Raw genomic sequence first — 21,417 nt, 5'->3', positions numbered from 1 at the left:
TCACCCCTCCATTAAGGCTTCGACTAGTCCAGGAATTGTATATTCCTTTGCTTCTTTATAAATTGTCAAACCAAGTTTCCGGGCAGTGCCGCTGGTTATTGGCCCTATGGAATAAAGATCAACCTCGCTCAATAGGGAAATATCTCCATGCAACAACTCCAGAAAATTGCGCACAGTTGATGAGCTTGTAAATGTAACTTTATGAATCTCCTTGTCGCGAAGCATTCTCTGTAATTCTTCGCGGTTTGCGTCTCCCAGCACGGTCTTATAGACCGGAACATCCCAGACCTCTGCCCCCATAGCCTTGAGCGATGCCGGCAAAACATCCCTAGCCTCTTCAGCCCGGGCCAACAGCACCTTTTGACCGGCAGAAACCCGCCCCTTAAGACCCTCGACAATATTCTCTGCCCGGTACTCTTCCGGAACATAGGCAGCACGAAGTCCTCTTTTTTCAAGAGCAGCTTTGGTGGCCGGACCTATAGCAACTACTTCCAGACCTGCTAAATCACGAACGTCTCGATCTTGAATCCTTAATTCTTCAAAAAATCCTTCCACCCCGTTGACGCTCGTAAAGATAAGCCATTGGAACTGTCTAAGATTATTCATAGCTTTTATTAAATATGATTTATCCGTAGGCGGGGCTATGTCGATTGCCGGGAATTCCCAAGCTTCACCGCCTAAGGCTTCTATTTCTTGAGTTAATACACTGGCTTGATGACGAGCACGTGTAACCACGATTCTTTGACCAAATAAAGGTTTCTTCTCAAACCATTGAAGTTTTTCTCTCAGGGAGACAACCTCACCGACAATAATAATCGAAGGATTTGTAAATCCTTCCTTTTTAACGTCTTCGGAAATGGTATCCAGCTGGCCCACCAGTGTCCGCTGTTCCGGCCGGGTCCCCCATTGAATAATGCCAACGGGAGTTGTGGGCTTCTTACCGTTTTCAACAAGTTTCTGGGCGATCAGCGGCAGATTCTCCATACCCATGAGGAACACTAGTGTTCCATGTGATTGAGCCAAGTGATCCCAATGAATACTCGTTTCGTTCTTAGTAGGATCTTCATGGCCTGTAATAACAGCAAAGGAAGAGGTTAGATCTCTGTGAGTTACAGGGATCCCTGCATAAGCAGGTACTGAAATAGCCGAAGTAATACCCGGCACCACTTCAAATTGAATTCCGGCCTTGAGTAAAGCTTCCGCTTCCTCTCCGCCTCGGCCAAACACAAAGGGATCTCCCCCTTTAAGGCGGGTAACAATTTTACCTTCGAGACCCTTATCCACAAGAACCTGGTTAATTTCATCCTGTTTTAAAGTATGGCGGTCCGGAGATTTCCCCACATAAATGAGTTCACAGTCCGGACGAGCTAATGCCAAAAGGCGCCGGGATGCTAAGCGATCATAAACCAATACATCCGCTTTGGCAATACACTCGGATCCTTTAACCGTTATCAATTTAGGATCTCCAGGACCGGCGCCTACTAAATATACATATCCCTTACTCAAACGAAACACCCCTTCATCTTACCAAAGCATAATTGAATAACCCTATCCTAGTGTTGTAACAAAGATTTTTCTAACGTATCTCAGCTAATATGGAAGTTGCCCCTAATTCTATTAACTTATTGGCAACTTCGATGCCCACTGCTTCCGGATCGCTCCCTTTAGCATCCGCTTTAATTAAGCGTGTGCCATCCAAACTGGCGACCATTCCCCGCAGAACAATCTCCCCCTCCACAGTTTGACCTAATGCTCCAATGGGAACTTGACATCCTCCTTCAAGCCTGCGCATCATCGTTCGCTCAGCACGAACGGCTTGTTCCGTGGGAGTATGGTTTATAAGGGACAACAAGTCGGCAATATCAGAACGTTTCTCATCGATTTCTATAGCTATGGATCCTTGACCAACGGCTGAAAGCATAATGCTTTCGGGCAAGATCTGAGTAATTCTCTCTTCCCAGCCCAGACGTTTTACACCTGCCGCAGCAAGGATGATGCCTTCCATTTCAGATTCTTGTAATTTTCTCCAACGTGTCTGCAGATTTCCCCGTAAATCCATAAATTTAAGATCAGGCCGGTAATGCTTAAGTTGGGATTTCCGACGCAAACTGCTGGTTCCAATAATTGCTCCTGAGGGTAAATCTTCGAGCAGCACGCCATTCTTACTTAAAAAAACATCTCTGGGTTCTTCCCTTTCACAGCAGGCACTAATGACTAATCCCGGAGGCAATAAGGTTGGCATGTCCTTAAGACTATGCACTGCCATATCAAGTTCATTATTAAGCAATCCCAGTTCCAATTCTTTCGTAAATAACCCCTTATCTCCAATTTTCGATAAAGGAACATCTAAGATCTTATCTCCCTTTGTTTTCATCGCGACAAGTTCAAAATTCAAATGGGGATACAGCTTTGTCAATTGACTTTGTACCCACTTGGCTTGCCACATGGCAAGTTGACTATCCCTGGTTCCTATGCGAATGTTCTTCATTCAGCCCTCCTATGAAACCCTTGTTCCTGGTTCTTCTTCAACATCAAATTGGGACGTCCGGCCTCATCTCGAACATTTAAATCAAATAAATTTTGAAGTATTTCCGTATAGAGATGCCCTTGACTTGTATTGGCATACTCTTTAAGATTGACAATCGGCAAATGTAAGAGATGATTGACGATAGAATTAGCCATGGAACGAACTACTTTTTCCTGTTTTGGTGTTAAGCCTGATAAATGCGCGAAAGCACGCTCGACTTGCAGGTCTCGGATCTGCTCACCCTTTTGCTGTAATGCTAAAATTGTAGGGACAACAAACAAGGAATTATGCCATTTAAGAAATAGATCCATTTCTTCATCGATAATCCTTTCAGCCTCAACAGCTGCAGCTTCCCGCTCTTGATGGTGGCGATCAACAACACCCCGCAAGTCATCAATATCGAATAAGGCAATGTGGGAAATTCCGCCAACCTCAGGATGAATATCTCTAGGCACAGCAATATCTATGAGCAGCATTGGACGATGATTCCTCTGCTCCATAATTTCCTGCATACGTTCCGGCAGTAACACAAAATGTTTTGAAGCTGTGGCCGAAATAACAATATCCACTTCTTTAAGATACTGGTCTACATCATCAAGTCGCACAGCTCTGCCACAACATTCTTTAGCCAATAAAACGGCTTTGTCATAGGAGCGATTTGACACTAAAACTGTTGTCGCCCCTGCAGAAACTAAATGTTTGGCTGTCAGGGTGCTCATTTCCCCGGCGCCCATAATTAAAATCCCTTTGCCCTTGAGTTCTCCAAATTGCTGTTTGGCAAGTTCAACAGCGGTATAGCTGATAGAAACAGGATGCTGATCAATGAGTGTTTCCGTCCGCACACGTTTTCCTACAGCCAAGGCTGTCTGAAAAAAAACATTGATGACTTTATTGGTAACTCCGGCATCATTGGCCTGCTGATAGGCACTGCTAACCTGGCCAAGAATCTGAGTTTCCCCACGAACCATTGAATCCAGTCCGGATACTACCCTAAACAAATGACGTACCGCATTATACAAAGTATGGGCGTATAGATATTGTTCAAGGACATTTTCGTCAATTTTGTGATGCTCTGCAAAAAACTCTTTAATAGAGTCAATCCCTGCTTCTACATCCGTCGTGGCAGCATAAACTTCCGTACGATTGCAGGTGCTAAGAATAACAACCCCCTGAATCTCTGGACATTCTTTGAGTTCTTGTAAAGCCTTCACCATTTGTGAAGGGTGAAAGCTCATTTTTTCTCTTATTTCCACTGGTGCACTCTTATGATTTAATCCAATAACGACAGGAAACACTGTTCGACCACTCCTTTCGCCTGGATTAAATGCCCGGCTTTGATTAGATTTCTTACTTCTCCGTCTGTAACACGATTCCAAAAAACACTTCTTTTTTCCAAAGGCAAATCAGATTTCGCTTTTTGCCTCCAGGTTTTAAGCAGTGCTAGATATTCAGCCATTTCCGGTCCATATAAATCTTCAAGCTCCGCCCGAACTTGCCGGGCAACAATCGGACTGCTTCCGCCGGTTGACACTGCAATTTTCAGATCCCCTTGTTCCATGATCGATGGAACAATAAAACTGCATTTTTCCGGATCATCAACCACATTGACACAACGATGGTGAACTTTGGCATCCTCTGAAACTTGAGCATTGACAGACTCGATTTCGGTACATGAAAAAACAAGCATGGCATCTTGAATATCTTCCGCTGAATATTCTTTTTCTACCCAAGAACAGGTTTTGCCATCAATCAACTTTTGAAGCTCAGGAACCAGTCGAGGAGAAACTATTCGCACCAAGGCTTGGTGATGCAAAAGCGTTTGTACTTTACGCAGAGCAACACCACCTCCTCCAACCACCAATACCGGCAAAGTTTGCAAGTCTATAAATATGGGATAATACTGCGACATAAGCTATAGTCACCTTCTCCAGCTTTTCTCCTAGAATGTTGAATTCGCCCTATTTGGACATTTATCCTGCCATTCTGCGCTAAACCTTGAATTGCCTAATATAAGAATGCTATTAACCGGCCATGATAAGAGAGCTGTTAGCGTATGAATGCAGCCCCGGTAAAAAGTAGTTAACCCCAAAAAAGGTAAACAACACCGCTGCAAAACCAAGGACGGTCATCCAAGCAGCTCTTTTCCCCTTCCATCCATACATGAGCCTGGCATGTAAATAGGCAGCATAGATAATCCAAGTAATCAGGGACCAAGTCTCTTTAGGATCCCAGGACCAATAGGTACCCCATGCGTAATTTGCCCAGATAGCACCTGTGATAATGCAGAGAGTCAGTAAGGGAAAAGCGAAGCCAATGACTTTATAGGATAGCTCATCAAGAGTGTCTAAAGCAGGGAACCGTGAAATAATCCCTTGTGGATTTGCCTGTTTTCCTTTACCCTCTTCACTTAATTTCAGCAAATACATAATTCCCAGTCCAAAAGATATGGCAAAAGCACCGTAGGCAAACATAGCTGTTACTACATGAAACGTAAGCCACTTACTTTTCAGGGCAGGCGGGACTGCTTGGGCTAAGCGCTCTTCAGGGCCCATGCTCATGATAATAAACATTAGAATTAAAAAAGTGACGGGCATGACAAAAGCTCCCAGAAATCTTAGCTTGTAACGATACTCTATGAATAAATAAACCGAGACAATCCCCCAGACAAAAGTTAATAAAAACTCGAAGGAATTAGAAAGAGGGGGACGGCCGGCAATAATCATCCGTAAAATAATCGCCAATGTATTCGCCAGCAAGCCAATGATCGTCAGATAAGTAGCAAATTGTCCCATGAGTTCTTTTTTAGTGCCTATCCAAGCCCAATAAAAGAGCATACAAAGAGTATACGCCATTAACATAACATAAAATGATGAAGTTTCAAGGTTTTGCAATCCCTGATTCACAGAGTTAATCCTCCCTTACAGTACGCTATTTTCTCGAATAGCCTGAGCTAAACGATCTAACTCGTCTTGGAGACCACCGACAGCTTTGCCGGACATCGCCCCCATGGTAAGTTCTCCTTCTGCCCCTTGGTCAGATTGGTATACCCCTGATACCACGATCGTTCTCCAGTAGAAGGATAACAGCAGTCCAAATAACAAGAGACCACAGCCCAGCCAAACCACCACAACTCCCGGATCTTGTTTAACTTGCAGACCGGTAAATCCGGCGTTTCCATCGAGGGTCAGCTTGTATGCTCCCTGAACGTCAATAGTTTGTCCCGCAGTTAATTGTCCCGTTTGCACCGGTTCCACATTTTCTCCCTTATAAACATGAAAGTAGACCATGGGGCTTTGCGGATCACTCTTAATAGCGGCAGCAAGCAAGTACAAATCCGTCCCCGGCGCTTGAAAGTAATTCCCGCCACGATCTTGAAGAGTTACGGGCAGCTTTTGGCCGTTCATATCCACCGTCAGACGAGCACCATTAGCAAAACTGGCTTGATAAAAGGTAACCCCTTTATAGCTAAGGGGATGATTCACTGAGATCTCTTTGCGTATCACTTCTTGACCGTTTTCAATAATTCCCATATCCGTATACCAATTATCACGGCTGCCGTCGGCTAGAAATCGATCTTCAGCCGAATAGATATGTACGCTAAAATCTTGAGTTACCTGTCCCCTGGAGACATTGATGGTATTAAGAGGTATTGTCGTCCCGGTGCCGGCCATAAAGAAACCTTTAAATCCCATGGTTGTTCCTAAAATGGCTCCAATGACTAATACCACAAAGGAAATGTGAGAAATCAATGACCCCCAACTTCCTAACCGTCGTTTAATCCCAATAAAACTCCAGCCTTGATCCCCAGCTCTTGTGATAACCTTGTATCTACTGCTTCGTAAGCCGGTTTCAACAGAACTTTTGAGAGCGTCACCTTCGCCTCGTAGTTTCGTCTGAACTTTGTTAGGAACTGCTGAAACCTTTTCTGGGGGTGTCAGGGCAAAGGTACGCCGATAAATTCCCTGAAACCGCTGAGCACTGCAGACGATTAGATTAATACACAGCAAACCCATTAATAATCGAAACCAAATTGTACTATAAACTTTGGTGAAACCAAGAGCCTGCCAGACAGGGTTTACAGCTCTGGCTTTTTCCGGATCTAAATTCAGCTGAGGGAAAACTGTCCCTATTCCAGCGGCGAGAGCTACTAACCCTAATAATATCATCCCTAATTTCATAGAACTGAATATTCGCCATATATCTTCCACAAAGCCCTCGCGTTGTTTGTTCACTAAATCGCCCCATTTCTAGTCAAGTTATTTTATATTTTTCGGAAAACCAAGCAAATACTGCGTAAATGTTATTATACCCCAAAAAAGTATGGATATGAAGTTAAGGCCCCGGGAGCAGCAGAACACATCAAGCTGATGAATCTTTCTTTTTCACAACTCCCTCAAGAAGCAACGAATGCTTATAGTTAAGGTTGTCCATAAAGGAAAGCTTTAAATTACTGCTCATGGTAGACATAAGGATACTGGAGAACATCTCATTGATAACTTCCAGAGGAATATCTTTTCTAAACTCATTTTTCTCTTGCCCTTCTAAGATAATGCCGGAGAGAATCTCCTCAAACCTAGACCCGTGAGGAGGCTCTTTATCAACTTTATCCACATTACGATAGGATTTCATATACAAACTGATCAGCTGCCGATTTTGATGGTGAGTTTTCCCTATAACCTGAAGAATTTGGGACAACTTTTCCATTGAATTTAACGCTGAAGCCTGTATGTCTGCACAGGTTTGTTCAGCTTGATCAATTTTTTCAGAAAGGCAGTATTTTAAGATTGCTTCCTTAGATTCGAAATAATTATAAAAAGTTCCAGTTCCCAGGGCTGCCCTTTCCATAATCTCGGCAACGGTTGTTTCATTAAGTCCTTTATCAATAAAAAGCTTTAAGGCGATTTCAGATATGGTCTTTCTCGTTTGTAACTTTTTAAGTTCTCGTTTGCTTATTTCCTGAAGCATTGTAACCCCTCCAGAAATTTGACTTGGTAAAGCCAAAAAAGTGAACCCATTCACTTTTTAATTATAAGTGGTTGTAATTATGGTGTCAAATAAAAATGAACCCATTCATAAATCGGCAGCTAAGTATAAAATTAAGCCCTGCAGCTTATGCAGGGCACAATTTTGTAACCACTAAAATTTGCGTGTCCGGATAAATTCGGCCAGATCTTCTAAGGCTTTACGAGTTGGAATCTTAGGCAAATCGGACAAACGTTTTTTAGCCTTTTCAATATATAAATCCACAAGCTGCATCGACTGATCAATCGCACCGGTGGATTTGATGATGTCAATGGTCTCCCATACTTCATCATCCGTTTTGTCCGTTTTCTTGAGTAAAGACTTTAATCGGGAAGGCTCCGGAGATAACTTAAGAGCTAAAATCATAGGAAGGGTCATAATTCCCTGGCGCAAATCTCCGCCAATGGGTTTGCCAAACTCAGATGGTTTCGCAGTAATATCTAATACGTCATCCACAATCTGAAATGCCATACCCAATGAATGGCCATAAGCACCCAATGCCCAAATTTGGTGTTTCGGGGCACCTGAAACCAAAGCTCCTAATTTGCAGCAGGCTGATATTAATAAAGCAGTTTTGCGTTTGATACGGTAATAGTACTGTTTGAGAGTTTGCTCCACATCAAATGTACATTTAATTTGCTGGATCTCTCCTTGACACATTTCCACACTGATCTCCGCTAATATACGGGATACTTCCGGATGATCAATTTCAGAAATGAGTACTAAAGATTTAGCCAAAAGATAATCCCCTGTTTCGACAGAAACAATATTACCCCATTTTGCTTTGACCGTCTCTCGGCCTCTTCTTGTCATCGATGCATCAACAACATCGTCATGAACCAGTGAGGACATATGGATAAGCTCCAAGGCCATGGCCACCGGCATTAACCGCTCTACAGGATAGCCATAGAATTTGCCGGCTAAGAGCGTAAAAGCCGGGCGCAAACGTTTGCCTCCAGCAGCTAACAAATGGACAGCAGAATCTTGGAGAATCGGGTAACCCGTCTCCACAAATTTAGTCAGTTCTTTTTCAACCCGTTGTAAATCTGAATTTATCTGATTGAAGAGCCAGAGTTGTTTCAAAACCGATTCACCTGCTCGCACCCTTTTCTTCATAAGATACCATATCTGATGGCAGTTCCGCCAGTGGGTCTTTCGGGATTTCATCCTCGTAAGAAAGTAAGACTTCGTCTGTTTTACTGTCCTGCGTTTCACTAGGTGATGGATCGGTATCCTTCTTGGCTGCACTTGACGACATAGTCTGTTCAAAAGCTTTGTTAATTATATTAGTGGGAGTGTTTATTGTACCTTGAAATTCTTTGGTTAATTCATCAGTGGCTTTCCTAATTTCAAACACGAGTTTCCCAATTGACCGAGCAATAACGGGCAAATCCTCAGGTCCAAACAGGATCAGAACCACAACTAAGATTAAAAATATTTCACTGATGCCCATGATTTGTCCCCCTTTATTTCAGAGCCAGCTCTTTTTCCCGTTTTCGAGCAACAAGGTAGCCCAACCAGATACTTATTTCATAGAGGAGGTACATTGGCCCCGCCATAAGAAGCTGAGTAAGCAAATCTGGTGTTGGCGAGACGATGACTGCTAATAGGACTATGATAAGAATTGCCCAGCGCCTTTTTGTTGCTAAAACCTTTGGGCTGACGACACCTAATCTAATTAAAACTAATAAAACAATTGGAAGCTGAAAAACCAAACCAAACGTCAGAAGAATGGTTATCAGGAAATTCAAGTAAGAAGTTTTCGTCAGCAAAGGAGTGTAGGATGTAATCGACTCTCCTCCCACAAAAAGCAGAAACTTTAACCCGATGGGCAAGACAACAAAGAAACATAAGGATGCCCCGCTCAAAAAAAGAATCACTGAACTTGGTACAATTAAATAAAGATATTTCCGCTCGTTTTGCTTCAAGGCAGGCAGGACAAAACTCCAAATTTGCCATAGAACAATTGGCAAGGAGAGTACGACACCAATTATCAAAGAGACCTTTAATTTTACTAACATAGGTTCCATAGGCGTCGTTGTTACAAAAGTGATATTTTTTAACGGTGCCACAGGAGCAGCAAGATATCGAAACATACGATCACTAAAAATCCAGCCAACGACGGTACCTATTAAGATTGCATAGGCGGATATTACCAGCACCTTGCGTAAGGCAATTAAATGTTCCATTAACGGCATATTAGCCTCATTTATCCCTCGTTTGCGCCTACGCATCCTCCTACACTTCCTTCCTGTACACCTTTAGACATTCGTAATGTGTATTTCGCTGCACAGCTTGGCAGCCGGCATCTTCAATACAACGAATAATCTCCTGTAACGGGACACGTGTTCGCACCCCGGCAGCCCGAACCACGTTTTCCTCCAACATGGTGCTGCCGAAATCATTGGCGCCAAAGCTTAAGGCAACCTGAGCCATTTTAGCTCCCTGTGTCACCCAAGAGGCTTGTATATTAGGAACATTATCCAGCATCAACCGAGCCACAGCAAGTGTCCGTAAATACTCAACCCCAGTGCTTCCTTCTCCGCCAAGGATTGTATTGGCCGGAGCAAAACTCCAAGGAATAAATGCTGTAAACCCGCCTGTTTGATCCTGAGCCTCCCTAACACGCACCATATGTAAAATTCGCTCTTCGAAGGTTTCCACATGTCCAAACATCATTGTTGCCGTCGTTTTCATTCCCAGCTCATGTGCAGTAGTCATGACATCCATCCACTGCCGCCAACCAATTTTATTGGGACTAATCAGGTGTCGGACACGATCATCCAGGATTTCAGCTCCTCCTCCGGGAATTGAATCTAATCCTGCATCTCGAAGGCGTTGTATAACCTCCTTTATGGATAAATTCGATTTGTTGGCAAGATCCCAAATTTCCGGAGGGCTAAATGAGTGAACATGAATAGGATAATGGGTTTTAATATCTCGCAGCAGATTTTCAAAGTACTCTAAATTCAGATCCGGATGCAAGCCTCCTTGAATCAGAAGCTGAGTTCCTCCTACTGCAATCGTTTCTTCAATTTTAGCATGTAATGCGTCCTGTGACAAAATATATCCTTCGGGATCTTCCGGTTTACAATAAAAAGCACAAAACTTACATTGGCAGGAACAAATATTCGTATAATTAATATTTCGGTCAATGACAAAGGTCACTACTTTTTCAGGATGCATCTGTTTTCGAATAAGATCAGCACCTTGTCCCAAGGAAAGAAGATCAGCATGCTGCAGCAAATCAATTCCTTCCTGAACTGATAACCGCTCACCGGCCAAACGCTTTTCAATGATTTTTAAGGTTGTCGTTTGCATGCACTTTCCTTTCCACCGCATCTCTCCCTGCTTTAGTAACCAGGTTGATTAAGGCTTGTTTACTAAGACTTAAGCCCTCAGCAGACATTGTTTCTTCAACCGTGCCATCTAATTCATCAACTCCGAAAGCTAAAGAAACCTGTGCCAGCTTAAGGCCCAGAAACATCCAAAACCCTTTGATATGATCAATATTGTCCAGGAGGATCCTGGAGATGGCAAGCATTTTCAGATCGTCATACCCAGTAGTAAGAGGAAGACCCATACTCCCTTCCAAGTTCGGATTCCCCTTGTAAAAAGGCAGCGGGCTAAAAACGAAAAATTCTTGAGCCTGATCCTGAAGAGTCCGGATTTGTATTAAACCTTCAATCCTTTTCTCCTTTGATTCTTGGTCCCCGTAAACTAACGTTGCCGTGGATCTCCTCTCACTTCCCGGGAAAGAAGCGCAGACATCCGTATAATCAATAGGACGATTGACAACATAGTAAGTTCTGTTGCCGTGTTTTTGTTCTCGTATTAGATTGGCCATATAGCCCAACGTTAAAATTTCTTGACTTTTCATCATGCGCATGCCGTCATGATAATCCAGGCGTTGTCCTTTTTCCACTTTATCAATCAAATCTGCAAGTTCGCTTTGAGCAAACAGTGAGGGCATAATCTCCCCCCCTCCTTTATGTTCAGTGCAATAAAAGCAAATCCAGAACGGAGAAAACAAACAGCAAAATGCTTAAGTAACCATTAAGATCAAAAAAAGCAATACCAATTTTCGAAAGATCATCTGCTGAGACAAGATGGTGCTGCCGGAGTAGTAAGAAAATCGCAATTCCGACTCCAATATAAAAGAGCCAACTTAAGGACATGACCACACCCACTGCAATAAAAAGGACCGGTGCTATAATATGCAGAAATGCGGAAATTTCTAAACTCCTCTTAACCCCAAAAACTGCGGGAATGGAGTAAAGGCCTTCTTTACGGTCAAACTCCACATCTTGACAAGCATAAACCACATCGAAACCGGCGACCCAAGTCATGACTCCTAAACCTAAAAGAACAGGGGCCAACGCCCAATGACCGGTAACTCCGATCCAAGCTCCCGGCGGAGCTAATCCTAAAGAAATACCTAATACGAAATGGCAGACCCAGGTGAATCGTTTGGTGTAAGAGTACAAGACCAGAAAAAAAACAGCAATCGGCATTAACCATAAAGCCAAAAGATTAAGCTTATAGGCTGAAATGCCTAAAAGCAGAAAGGAGAGCATCGTATAGACGTAAACCTCATAGACCTTGAGCTGACCGGCCGGCAATGCTCTCTGAGCTGTCCTTGGATTACGTGCGTCAATGTGCCGGTCAATTATCCGGTTTAAAGACATGGCAGCTGTTCTGGCTCCAATCATTGCCAGAGTTATCCAAAAAAGCTTCCCAGCAGCTGGAACACCCTTTGATGCTAAAAATGCACCTAAATAAGCAAAGGGTAATGCAAAAATAGTATGTTCAAATTTAATCATTTCAAAAAAAACTTTAAGTTTATTCATACTCCACCCCGTTAGCTACAGTCCCATCTCTTGAAGATTGTAATCCACGTTCAGCTGCTTGACTAAGTAATGGTAAACTTCCCGGAGAGGGAGTAGTTCCAGTTGAGCTTCTGCAGAAAGCTCCTCTAAGATATCATTAGCCCGCTTAAGAATTGAACGGACTGTTGTATGTTCCATGTTTTCCTTCCAAGCTCCCCATGCTAATCCCATTTCCCATCCAAAGGACTCCAGTTTATTACGCAAGGGAACAGCTACACCAGCCAGTTCGGCACTTAGTCTAGCCGCTGTACCCGTTAATGAGGCACTTTCAAGCTCGATAATTTTAAGCAGTTCGCTGCTGCTTAGTTTTTTACCATGAGAAAGCCATCGCGATATACCTCCTTGACTCATGGTTCCCATAACTTGAGCCAGAGGGCTTAAATAGAGCAACAGCTTTTCACGACAGAGCTCCAGAAAAAACTTGCCATATAACAGATCCCCTACGAGGACAGGATATTGTCTCAGTTCTTCCGCAAGGTCACTGTCATCTTTCATAAGTCTATGTACTTTATTTGCCATATAAATGAATTGTATAATGCCTGCTAACGCTTCTGATTGTCGGTTATGATCTGCACAAGAACTGCTTACGGCTAGTACTATGGCAGGATTAACTGTCTGATCGAGTTCATTCATTTCTAATTTTACTAATTCTTCAAAGCCAAAGGGCTTAAAGTTGATTTCTTCGCGCAAATGCGCCTGTACTGTATTCAGTCTCCCTCTGAAGCTGAAATCTACCGGAACCATGCTATCGCTCCTTGCCTTCCATTAGGACATTAACCTATTATCTATTCGATATATTTATTCAATCTCCTGCCCTATTTATGCAATATACTCTGATAATATGACATTATTGTTAAAAGAATATGTACATTAGCCAAAAAATATAAATAGACCCTGCAACTTCACATTCATAAGTCACAAGGTCTATCTAGTACCCGTAATGAAAGAATGACCGGTCTTCTTCATCCGTACTTGACTTAGTCCGGAGTAAAATAAATATCCCTCCTAAATATTTACCGCTTCCTTTGGATCCTCAACGATTCCACGCTTCATTTCCGTTGCTGTCATATGCCCTGCTTCAAAATGGTCTGTTAGATAGTTACAAGCATCCCAGGGATTGACACTGTCCCCGCACGTGAAGACGTCTACAGCCGCGTATCCGATTTCTGGCCAGGTATGGATGGCTAGGTGTGATTCTGAAATGACTACTACACCGCTCACCCCTTGAGGACTAAACTTGTGAAATACAACCTCACGAACCTCGGCACCAGCTTCTAATGCTGCGTTGACCATTAGTGCTTCGACCTTCTCTCGATCATTTAAAATGTCGAAACTGCACCCATAAATTTCAGCCAACACATGACGTCCAAGAGAATTTGCCAATTGTGATCTTTGCCCCCTTTTTTTACTAAAAATCAGGAAGGAATCTGGGTTTATCGCCAGTAAAGCTTGCCAACCCCAAATTTCCATCACGTTAAATTTTAGCACAAAGTTTGGTGATGTCAATAAAAAATCTAATCTAAATTCATTCTACTCCATATATGTAATTTTGGTGTCTTATACTCCAGTTTTTGAGCTTATACCCCTGAATGCTACGATAAAAGCCCTTAAGATGTAACGACACTTGTCATCGGTAACTTATTATTAAACTCCAAGAGAACTAACATGATCAAATTAAACCAAAACAACTCCAACATCTTTTATTGACTAGTTAGAGCAACTATTTTAAACTTAATTCAGATGAATGGAGGTGAATTATTTGAGTGAAACCTTAACTGCTGCAGAAGCAGCTAAAATCCTCAAAGTTTCAAAATATACTCTTTATGAGCTTGTTAAACGCGGCGAGATACCCGCCCACCACATTGGCCGTCAACTTCGGATTAATCCCTCCGTTCTTGAGCAATACCTCCATGGAACTGCTAGTGGTTCCACTTCACAATCAACTATTACTCAAAATTCATCCACTTTGCCGATGTTTCGTTTTATCGGAAGCCATGATCCAGTCGTTGAATTGCTTTTTGAGTTTCTCAAACATGCTTCAATACCCGTCGAATCCTCTATTTCCTTTAAAGGAAGCATGGACGGTCTCATTGCGCTCTATCGCCGAGAAGCGGATATTTCGGGAGTACATCTTTGGGATGAATCCTCCAAAGACTATAATATTCCTTTTGTCAAGCATGTTCTTCCGGGAGAATCCTTTTGTATTGTGAATTTAGTTCAACGAGAACAAGGGTTCATCGTTGCACCCGGCAATCCTCTACATCTTCAGGCTTGGGAAGACATTACATTAGAAGGTTTGCAATTTATCAACCGTCAAAAAGGATCAGGAACCCGTCTGCGTCTTGATGCTTTTCTAAAATCCGCAAAAATTTCTCCCGGCCGAATTTTAGGCTATGAAAATGAAGAAACCACCCACTCAGGAGTCGCTTGTCTTGTTGCAAGCGGACAAGCTGATGTCGGCGTCGGAGTAAAGTCAGCCGCACAGAGGCTTGGCCTAGGTTTTATTCCCCTGTTTCATGAGCGCTATGATCTCGTTTGTTTAGGGAAAACTGAAAAATCTCCTGTCTGGCGTCAACTTCTAGAAGTCTTAAGATCTCCGGGATTTATTCAGGCCATCAACCAACAGCAAGGGTATGACACTTCTTTAACCGGTAAAATTATTTTAAAAACATAGTTTAAAGCTCTTAATTTCTTAATTAATGAGGGGAAAGGAAATGAAATTAAATGAAGATTAGACATTGTCTTAATTTTGGTATCACGCTGCTTATAATTGCCGTTATGCTGATCGCTGTCGGCTGTGGAAAAACTGCAGCCCCAACAACTCCAGCGCCACAAACAACCGAAACTCCAAAACCAGCAAATCCCAACTTGATTTTGGCTACCACCACAAGTACCCAAGACAGCGGTCTACTCGATGCCCTTATTCCTGTTTTCGAACAAAAAACGGGCTATAAGGTCAAAACAGTTGCTGTCGGTACAGGAGCTGCTTTAGCCATGGGGGAAAAAGGTGATGCAGACGTATTACTAGTTCATGCACCTGCCTCTGAAAAAAAATTAGTGGATAACCAATCGGCTATCAACTACCAACTTGTAATGCATAACGACTTCGTGATCGTTGGCCCTTCCGCCGATCCCGCCAAAGTAAAAGAAACAAAAACCGTCGTCGATGCTTTTAAAAAGATCGCTGACAGTTCCTCAATTTTTGTCTCTCGCGGAGATGATTCTGGAACAGACAAAATGGAAAAAGCATTATGGACCAAGGCTAACGTCAAACCATCTGAAGATAAATATCAAGCAACGGGTCAAGGTATGGGACAAACACTCACCGTAACCTCTGAGAAAGAGGGATATACCTTAACAGACCGTGCAACGTTCTTAGCGACTCAGAAAAACTTAAAACTTGAGATCGTGCTTCAAGGAGATGCGTCCCTCTTAAATATTTATCACGTAATGCAAGTTAATCCTGAAAAGTTCCCTAAAGTAAATGCCGATGGAGCTAAAGCCTTTGTTGATTTTATGACAAGCCCAGACACCCAAACACTTATCGGAACCTTTGGAAAAGATAAATATGGCCAGGCCCTCTTCTTCCCTGATGCAGGCAAAAAGATGGAAGACCTAGGTAAGTAAAACTCATAATTCAACGCAGAGGAGGGAATGTCACTCCATGGAAATGATCTGGGAAGGAATCCAAGCAGCCATTCACCTCCTGTTGACTGGAGATCCTGAAGTTCTCGAAATCACGTTGCTTACCCTCAAAATTTCTACTACAGGAACGTTGATTAGCCTCCTTATCGGAATCCCCTTGGGTACGCTCCTAGCACTTAAGCCCTTCCCTGGGCGGCGCTTTATTTTAAGCATCGTAAACACTGGGATGGGCTTGCCTCCGGTAGTCGTTGGATTATGGGTTTCAATCTTTCTATGGCGCTCCGGCCCTTTTGGTTTCTTAAACATCATCTATACCCCAACCGCTATTATCATTGCCCAAGCAATTATTGCTTCTCCCATTATCGCCGCGTTGACCTGTGCTGCTCTTCAACAAACGGACCCAAAGCTAAGACTTCAAATTCGGGCGCTGGGAGCTACACGCCTACAATATATTTGGCTGCTTCTCAGCGAAATCCGTTTTGCTCTTTTGGCTGCCATTATTGCCGGGTTCGGCGCTATTGTATCTGAGATCGGTGCATCGATGGCCGTAGGGGGAAATATTAAGGGGCAGACTCGAGTACTTACAACAGCAACTGTCCTAGAGGTCTCTAAAGGCAACTTCGATATTGCAATTGCCTTAAGTATTATTTTATGCCTATTAGCCTATGGGGCCACCTTATGCTTAACTCTACTTCAACAGAAACAGCAAGGAGGCTCTTAAGGTGCTAGAAGCTCAGGAGATTACCTGGAAACAGGATCATAAAACTATTTTACAGAGTATTAATTTTCATTTATTGCCGGGCGAATGTGTTGGTCTCATCGGTCCTAATGGATCCGGAAAAAGCAGTTTATTAAAAATCCTTGCTTTTTTGGAGACTCCGACCTCTGGACTGCTCTTTTTCCAAGGCCAATCTGTACCAAAAAACGTTCCCCTTGCCATTCGACGGAAAATCGCCATTGTTTTTCAGGAGTCCCTCTTATTGAATACCCGTGTTTTTGACAATGTTGCCGTTGGCTTAAAAATTCGAGGTGTCTCTAAGGAAACCATTAAGCAACGGGTAGACTATTGGCTGGAGCAATTTGGAGTAATCCATCTTTCGAAGCAGTTGGCCCGATCACTGTCAGGAGGAGAAGCCCAGCGTGTTAGCTTAGCACGAGCCTTTGCCATAGAGCCGGACGTTTTGTTTCTGGATGAACCATTTTCTGCTCTTGATGCTCCCACTAAAGAGGCACTCCGTGTCGATCTCGCAAAAGTTTTTAAAACCACTCAAACAACCACCGTCTTAGTGAGCCATGATTTCAAAGATATAGCGCATTTAGCAAACCGGGCTATGATTCTGCTCAATGGGCAAGTCGCAGCGGAAGGCGCTCCAACAGAACTGCTACAGAATCCCCAACAAGGAGATGTGACCCGTTTTCTCGCTCACTTTACCTCCTGAATACTCCTCCAATCTTAAGTACTCTTCAATTCATCACTTGACCCATGCAAGAGCGTCCATTCTATTTTAAAAAGAATAGAGAGAGTAAGATCTGCGATTACTTCTGTAGATTTTACTCTCTTTATTCTTTCTTCAAAGTAAAAAGAGCTGCCCATAAAGAATATCCTTAGACATCATTATGGACAGCAGCTTCATTTAATAACTATAGCGTATTTATTATTATTTATTTTTAAATAATTTATATTACATCGCGTTCTTATAGATCTGAATTACTTGTTCAAGAGTTGCAGTACGAGGATTGGTAAATTGACAAGCATCTAATTTTGCATTTTGGGCCATTATAGCTAAGTCTTCTTCTTTGACATTCAATTCGCTTAACCCTGAAGGAATCCCAACATCAGCAGACAACGTAGCGATTGCGGTTAAACATTTTTCTGCAGCTTCTCTGACAGAAAGTCCTTCAATATTTTCGCCCATTGCTACAGCAATCTCTGCAAAACGATCGAGATTGCCAATCAGGTTAAAACGTGAAACGTGGGGGAGCAGGATTGCGTTACATACACCATGAGGCAAATTATAGAATCCACCTAACTGATGAGCCATTGCGTGAACATAACCTAAACTGGCGTTATTAAAAGCCATACCCGCTAATAATTGAGCGTAAGCCATTTGTTCACGTGCTTCGAAATCATCCCCATTTGCCACGGCACGACGAAGATATTTAGGAATTAGTTTAAAAGCCATTAAGGCAGCTGAATCAGTTACTGGAGTGGCAGCAGTGGAAACATAAGCCTCAACAGCATGGGTAAGTGCGTCCATTCCAGTGGCAGCTGTTAAACTTGGTGGTTGTTTCATCATTAACAAAGGATCATTAATAGAGACATTCGGGGTTACATGCCAATCGACGATAGCCATTTTAACATGCCTAGCTAAATCCGTGATAATACAAAATCTTGTCATTTCAGCGGCAGTACCGGCGGTGGTGTTGATAGCAATCATCGGAGCCATAGGCAATGGAGATTTATCGACACCTTCATAGTCGTTTATTCTGCCGCCATTTCCTGCAACAAGTCCGATTCCTTTGGCACAGTCATGAGAAGATCCTCCTCCAACAGAGACAATCAGATTGCAGCCTTCTTTAGTATAAATATCAAATCCATCATGTACGTTTTTATCCGTCGGGTTCGGTTCAGCGCCACCATAAATTACAACTTTGAGGCCCTCTTTTTCAATAATATCAGCAATCTCCTGAGCCATACCAATTTTTTCGAGAAAGGCATCGGTCACCAACAGTACTTTTGTTCCACCCAATAATTTAGCTTGCTTTCCTGTTTCTTGAGCAGCTCCTGCTCCCATAAGATTTACAGTGGGCATGTAATAACCATACACTTGATGAATAACTGACATATTTCATTCCTCCCAATTAATTTATTTTTTTAATAATTTTATTTTTTATAATTGCAATATCTATGCCAAAATTCCAAATATTTTAGTAACAATAATCACAAGCCTATTTTTCCAATGATTTATTTCTATTTATGATACTCTAATTATTTAAAATTGAATTTAATAAGGGTTTCCTTCTGCTCTAATTTGATTCACTTTGTAATGGAACAGCGTTAATTTTTAGAACACTTTTTTGTATATGGGGAAACAAAGTATTTAAAAATGAATTTCAATATTTGATGTTAATTTTGTAGCTTATAACTTTGTGACACTTTGCATTAATTAAATAGTATAACTCTTAGCTTGACCTTGTGTTAAGAATACGATACCATTCAAGTTGTACCAGACCCATCCTAGATTATTAATTGAAAAGCACCTCCCATGATGATTTGGGATGGTGCTTTGATACGGTAGCGACAAGTAATCAATGGAGGCTTTTCTATGGAAGCGACCAGAGAGCTGTTTTGGAATACCAATGGAAAGAGCATCATGTATTTTTTCGCCTTACTTTCCATCGTTATTTTTATACTAGGCTGTCGAAAGAAGATTGGGAATTGGCTGCAAGGGCGCCCCATTGGTTATGATGACCTGGGTCCACGATTTATTATGTTTTTTAAGGATTTAATGAACCATGATGCCAAGATTTTCAAAGGAAGTTTTCGCCGTTTTATGCATTTAGGGGTTTTTTATGGGTTTGTCATTTTAACCATCGGAACATTAGTGATTGCCATTCAGGAGCATTTCGGATTTCCCCTATTTTACGGTAAACTTTATTTAATCCTTAGCTTATTGATGGATTTATTTGGTCTCTGGACTATGATTGGAATTGGGATGGCTACTTACAAACGCTATATTGATAAGCCGGACCATGAAGATTACACCTTCGATGATGCTTTTTTATTGATTCTTATTTTTTCAATACTTTTGACAGGCTATGTTTTAGAGGGCCTAAGAATTTACACCACCCATGATCCCTGGGCTTGGTGGTCACCTATAGGTTTGTTGTTTTCCTCAGCCACTCAAATATCCCGCTTGTCTGAGCTTTCGGCCCTCAATGTTTATACCTACTTATGGTATTTTCATATGCTGTTGGCCTTTGGGTTTATTGCCTATATTCCTTATTCTAAATTGTTTCACATGATTGCTTCTTCGCTGAACATTTTATTAAAACCTTCTTCTCCAATCGGAGGGCTAAGCCCAGTCAATAGACTATCAACAGAAGTAAATAACATCGGAGCTGCTCGCCTGGAAGATTTTACCAAGAAACAGCTTCTTGAATTAGATGCCTGTATCTCCTGCAGAAGGTGTCTGAAAGGCTGCCCTGCAACTATCTGCGGAGCTCCTTTATCTCCAAATGTTGTCATCCGAGATTTAAAACGGCACTCCATTGAAAAGAGGTCCTTTTGGGGACGCAAAGGCAAGGTCTTTGACCAGGCAATCATTGATAAGGTAATATCAAAAGAGACCTTAATGTCTTGTACTACCTGCGGACTCTGTGAAGACAAATGCCCAATCCAAATAGAGCATATTAAGAGAATCGTCGATATGAGAAGAAGTCTGCTTCCCGAAGGCCCCAGCTATCCTCTAGAGATTCAGACGTTATTTAAAAACATCTCCGAAATTGGGAATCCCTGGGGATTAAACTTAGACAGCAAGTACTATTTGGATAGAGAGCTGCAAATCCCCCTTATTCGTGAGAAAAAACAGACAGATATCCTATATTGGGTAGGTTGTTTAGGTTCTTATGAAGACCGGAATACGAATGTCTCGCAGGTAATGTTTAGACTATTAGAAAAAGCAGGGGTCAACTACGCCATCTTGGGTAAGGCAGAAAAATGTTGCGGCGATTCAGTAAGGCGTCTTGGGAACGAAAAACTCTTTCAACAGTTAGCTCTTGAAAATATTACGTTTTTAAACCAGCATAAATTCAAAACCATAGTGACTCACTGTCCCCATTGTTACAATACTCTTAAAAATGATTATCCTCAGTTCGGGGGACATTACCGGGTGATGCACCATTCTGAGTTTATCCTAGAGCTAATAAAATCTGGCAAGCTAGAACCGCAGCTTAACAATAACCTCAGAGTTAACTATCATGATCCCTGTTACTTAGGGAGATATAACAACATCTATCAGGCTCCCAGAGACGTGTTAGCCTCTATTCCAGGGCTCCAATTAATTGAGATGAAAAATAATTACTCTCGAGCCTTTTGTTGTGGCGCTGGCGGAGGCCGAATCTGGATGGAAGATAGCCATGAGCATGCGATCGGTAACCTACTTGTCACTTACGCTTTAAAAAATAAGCCTGATGTATTGGCCAGCGCCTGTTCTTTATGTTTAAAAACGCTGACAGAAGCTATAAGCAGTTCTGATGCAGAGATTGAAAGCCTGGACATTGCAGAAATTGTGTATAAAGCACTATAGATAAAGACCCTAAGGAGGCTTATTA

At 42.3% G+C, this 21,417-nt stretch carries 21 protein-coding genes; 5 read left to right on the top strand and 16 right to left on the bottom strand.

Translation table 11 applies throughout. The annotated features are described in order from the left end of the window. The 15 genes from cobA to speD form a co-directional block, all read right to left on the bottom strand. Complete coding sequence (gene cobA, locus DESOR_RS06415) at positions 1-1,506, bottom strand: uroporphyrinogen-III C-methyltransferase (protein ID WP_014183793.1); 1,506 nt, start codon at positions 1,504-1,506, stop codon at positions 1-3. A gap of 70 nt (positions 1,507-1,576) precedes the next feature. Then, complete coding sequence (gene hemC, locus DESOR_RS06410) at positions 1,577-2,488, bottom strand: hydroxymethylbilane synthase (RefSeq protein ID WP_014183792.1); 912 nt, start codon at positions 2,486-2,488, stop codon at positions 1,577-1,579. After that, positions 2,485-3,822, bottom strand: coding sequence for a glutamyl-tRNA reductase (gene hemA / locus DESOR_RS06405; protein ID WP_014183791.1), 1,338 nt, complete (start codon positions 3,820-3,822; stop codon positions 2,485-2,487). The genes hemC and hemA overlap by 4 nt, the downstream gene beginning before the upstream one ends. Further along, positions 3,798-4,436 carry a precorrin-2 dehydrogenase/sirohydrochlorin ferrochelatase family protein gene (locus DESOR_RS06400; RefSeq protein WP_014183790.1) on the bottom strand — a complete coding sequence of 213 codons (639 nt, stop codon included), beginning with the start codon at positions 4,434-4,436 and terminating at the stop codon, positions 3,798-3,800. The genes hemA and DESOR_RS06400 overlap by 25 nt, the downstream gene beginning before the upstream one ends. Positions 4,437-4,548: 112 nt before the next feature. Beyond that, complete coding sequence (gene ccsB, locus DESOR_RS06395; RefSeq protein ID WP_014183789.1) at positions 4,549-5,430, bottom strand: c-type cytochrome biogenesis protein CcsB; 882 nt, start codon at positions 5,428-5,430, stop codon at positions 4,549-4,551. Between the two features lie 15 nt (positions 5,431-5,445). Continuing rightward, entirely contained in the window at positions 5,446-6,759 is a 1,314-nt protein-coding gene (locus DESOR_RS06390; protein ID WP_042330884.1) for a cytochrome c biogenesis ResB family protein, read from the bottom strand. Positions 6,760-6,886: 127 nt separating this feature from the next. Beyond that, positions 6,887-7,492, bottom strand: a complete 606-nt coding sequence (locus tag DESOR_RS06385; RefSeq protein WP_014183787.1) for a TetR/AcrR family transcriptional regulator — start codon at positions 7,490-7,492, stop codon at positions 6,887-6,889. Between the two features lie 171 nt (positions 7,493-7,663). Further along, positions 7,664-8,632: a polyprenyl synthetase family protein gene (locus DESOR_RS06380; protein WP_014183786.1), complete on the bottom strand. Its 969-nt coding sequence runs from the start codon at positions 8,630-8,632 to the stop codon at positions 7,664-7,666. Between the two features lie 7 nt (positions 8,633-8,639). Beyond that, positions 8,640-9,002, bottom strand: a complete 363-nt coding sequence (locus tag DESOR_RS06375; protein WP_014183785.1) for a twin-arginine translocase TatA/TatE family subunit — start codon at positions 9,000-9,002, stop codon at positions 8,640-8,642. 13 nt (positions 9,003-9,015) lie between these two features. Continuing rightward, on the bottom strand, positions 9,016-9,783 hold the full coding sequence (tatC, locus tag DESOR_RS06370) for a twin-arginine translocase subunit TatC (RefSeq protein ID WP_014183784.1): 768 nt from the start codon (positions 9,781-9,783) through the stop codon (positions 9,016-9,018). Between the two features lie 4 nt (positions 9,784-9,787). Further along, on the bottom strand, positions 9,788-10,870 hold the full coding sequence (gene mqnC, locus DESOR_RS06365; protein WP_042330881.1) for a cyclic dehypoxanthinyl futalosine synthase: 1,083 nt from the start codon (positions 10,868-10,870) through the stop codon (positions 9,788-9,790). Next, the gene (locus tag DESOR_RS06360) at positions 10,842-11,522 is read right to left on the bottom strand and encodes an FO synthase (RefSeq protein WP_014183782.1); all 681 of its coding nucleotides are present in this window, start codon (positions 11,520-11,522) and stop codon (positions 10,842-10,844) included. The genes mqnC and DESOR_RS06360 overlap by 29 nt, the downstream gene beginning before the upstream one ends. Before the next feature lie 22 nt (positions 11,523-11,544). Further along, entirely contained in the window at positions 11,545-12,399 is an 855-nt protein-coding gene (locus tag DESOR_RS06355; RefSeq protein WP_014183781.1) for a UbiA-like polyprenyltransferase, read from the bottom strand. Between the two features lie 15 nt (positions 12,400-12,414). Next, entirely contained in the window at positions 12,415-13,182 is a 768-nt protein-coding gene (locus DESOR_RS06350) for a polyprenyl synthetase family protein (protein ID WP_014183780.1), read from the bottom strand. 261 nt (positions 13,183-13,443) lie between these two features. After that, a complete protein-coding gene (gene speD, locus DESOR_RS06345; protein ID WP_014183779.1) occupies positions 13,444-13,821 on the bottom strand; it encodes an adenosylmethionine decarboxylase in 378 nt (125 codons plus the stop codon). A 376-nt stretch (positions 13,822-14,197) separates the two neighbouring features. Here speD and DESOR_RS06340 point away from each other — a divergent pair, with 376 nt between their 5' ends. Genes DESOR_RS06340 through DESOR_RS06325 form a run of 4 tightly spaced genes read left to right on the top strand, consistent with a single transcriptional unit; the run spans position 14,198 to position 17,522 of the window. Beyond that, on the top strand, positions 14,198-15,112 hold the full coding sequence (locus DESOR_RS06340; protein ID WP_014183778.1) for a helix-turn-helix transcriptional regulator: 915 nt from the start codon (positions 14,198-14,200) through the stop codon (positions 15,110-15,112). 50 nt (positions 15,113-15,162) lie between these two features. Then, positions 15,163-16,065, top strand: coding sequence for an ABC transporter substrate-binding protein (locus DESOR_RS06335; protein WP_014183777.1), 903 nt, complete (start codon positions 15,163-15,165; stop codon positions 16,063-16,065). Positions 16,066-16,102: 37 nt separating this feature from the next. After that, positions 16,103-16,804, top strand: coding sequence for an ABC transporter permease (locus DESOR_RS06330; RefSeq protein ID WP_014183776.1), 702 nt, complete (start codon positions 16,103-16,105; stop codon positions 16,802-16,804). Position 16,805: 1 nt separating this feature from the next. Then, on the top strand, positions 16,806-17,522 hold the full coding sequence (locus tag DESOR_RS06325; RefSeq protein ID WP_014183775.1) for an ABC transporter ATP-binding protein: 717 nt from the start codon (positions 16,806-16,808) through the stop codon (positions 17,520-17,522). Between the two features lie 243 nt (positions 17,523-17,765). Here DESOR_RS06325 and DESOR_RS06320 read toward each other — a convergent pair whose 3' ends face one another. Beyond that, positions 17,766-18,929: an iron-containing alcohol dehydrogenase gene (locus DESOR_RS06320; RefSeq protein ID WP_014183774.1), complete on the bottom strand. Its 1,164-nt coding sequence runs from the start codon at positions 18,927-18,929 to the stop codon at positions 17,766-17,768. 480 nt (positions 18,930-19,409) lie between these two features. Here DESOR_RS06320 and DESOR_RS06315 point away from each other — a divergent pair, with 480 nt between their 5' ends. Beyond that, entirely contained in the window at positions 19,410-21,392 is a 1,983-nt protein-coding gene (locus DESOR_RS06315; protein ID WP_014183773.1) for a (Fe-S)-binding protein, read from the top strand. Positions 21,393-21,417 lie beyond the last annotated feature (25 nt).

It is taken from the genome of Desulfosporosinus orientis DSM 765, assembly GCF_000235605.1.
Lineage (GTDB): Bacteria > Bacillota > Desulfitobacteriia > Desulfitobacteriales > Desulfitobacteriaceae > Desulfosporosinus > Desulfosporosinus orientis.
This window is presented reverse-complemented; position numbering and strand designations above follow the sequence as displayed.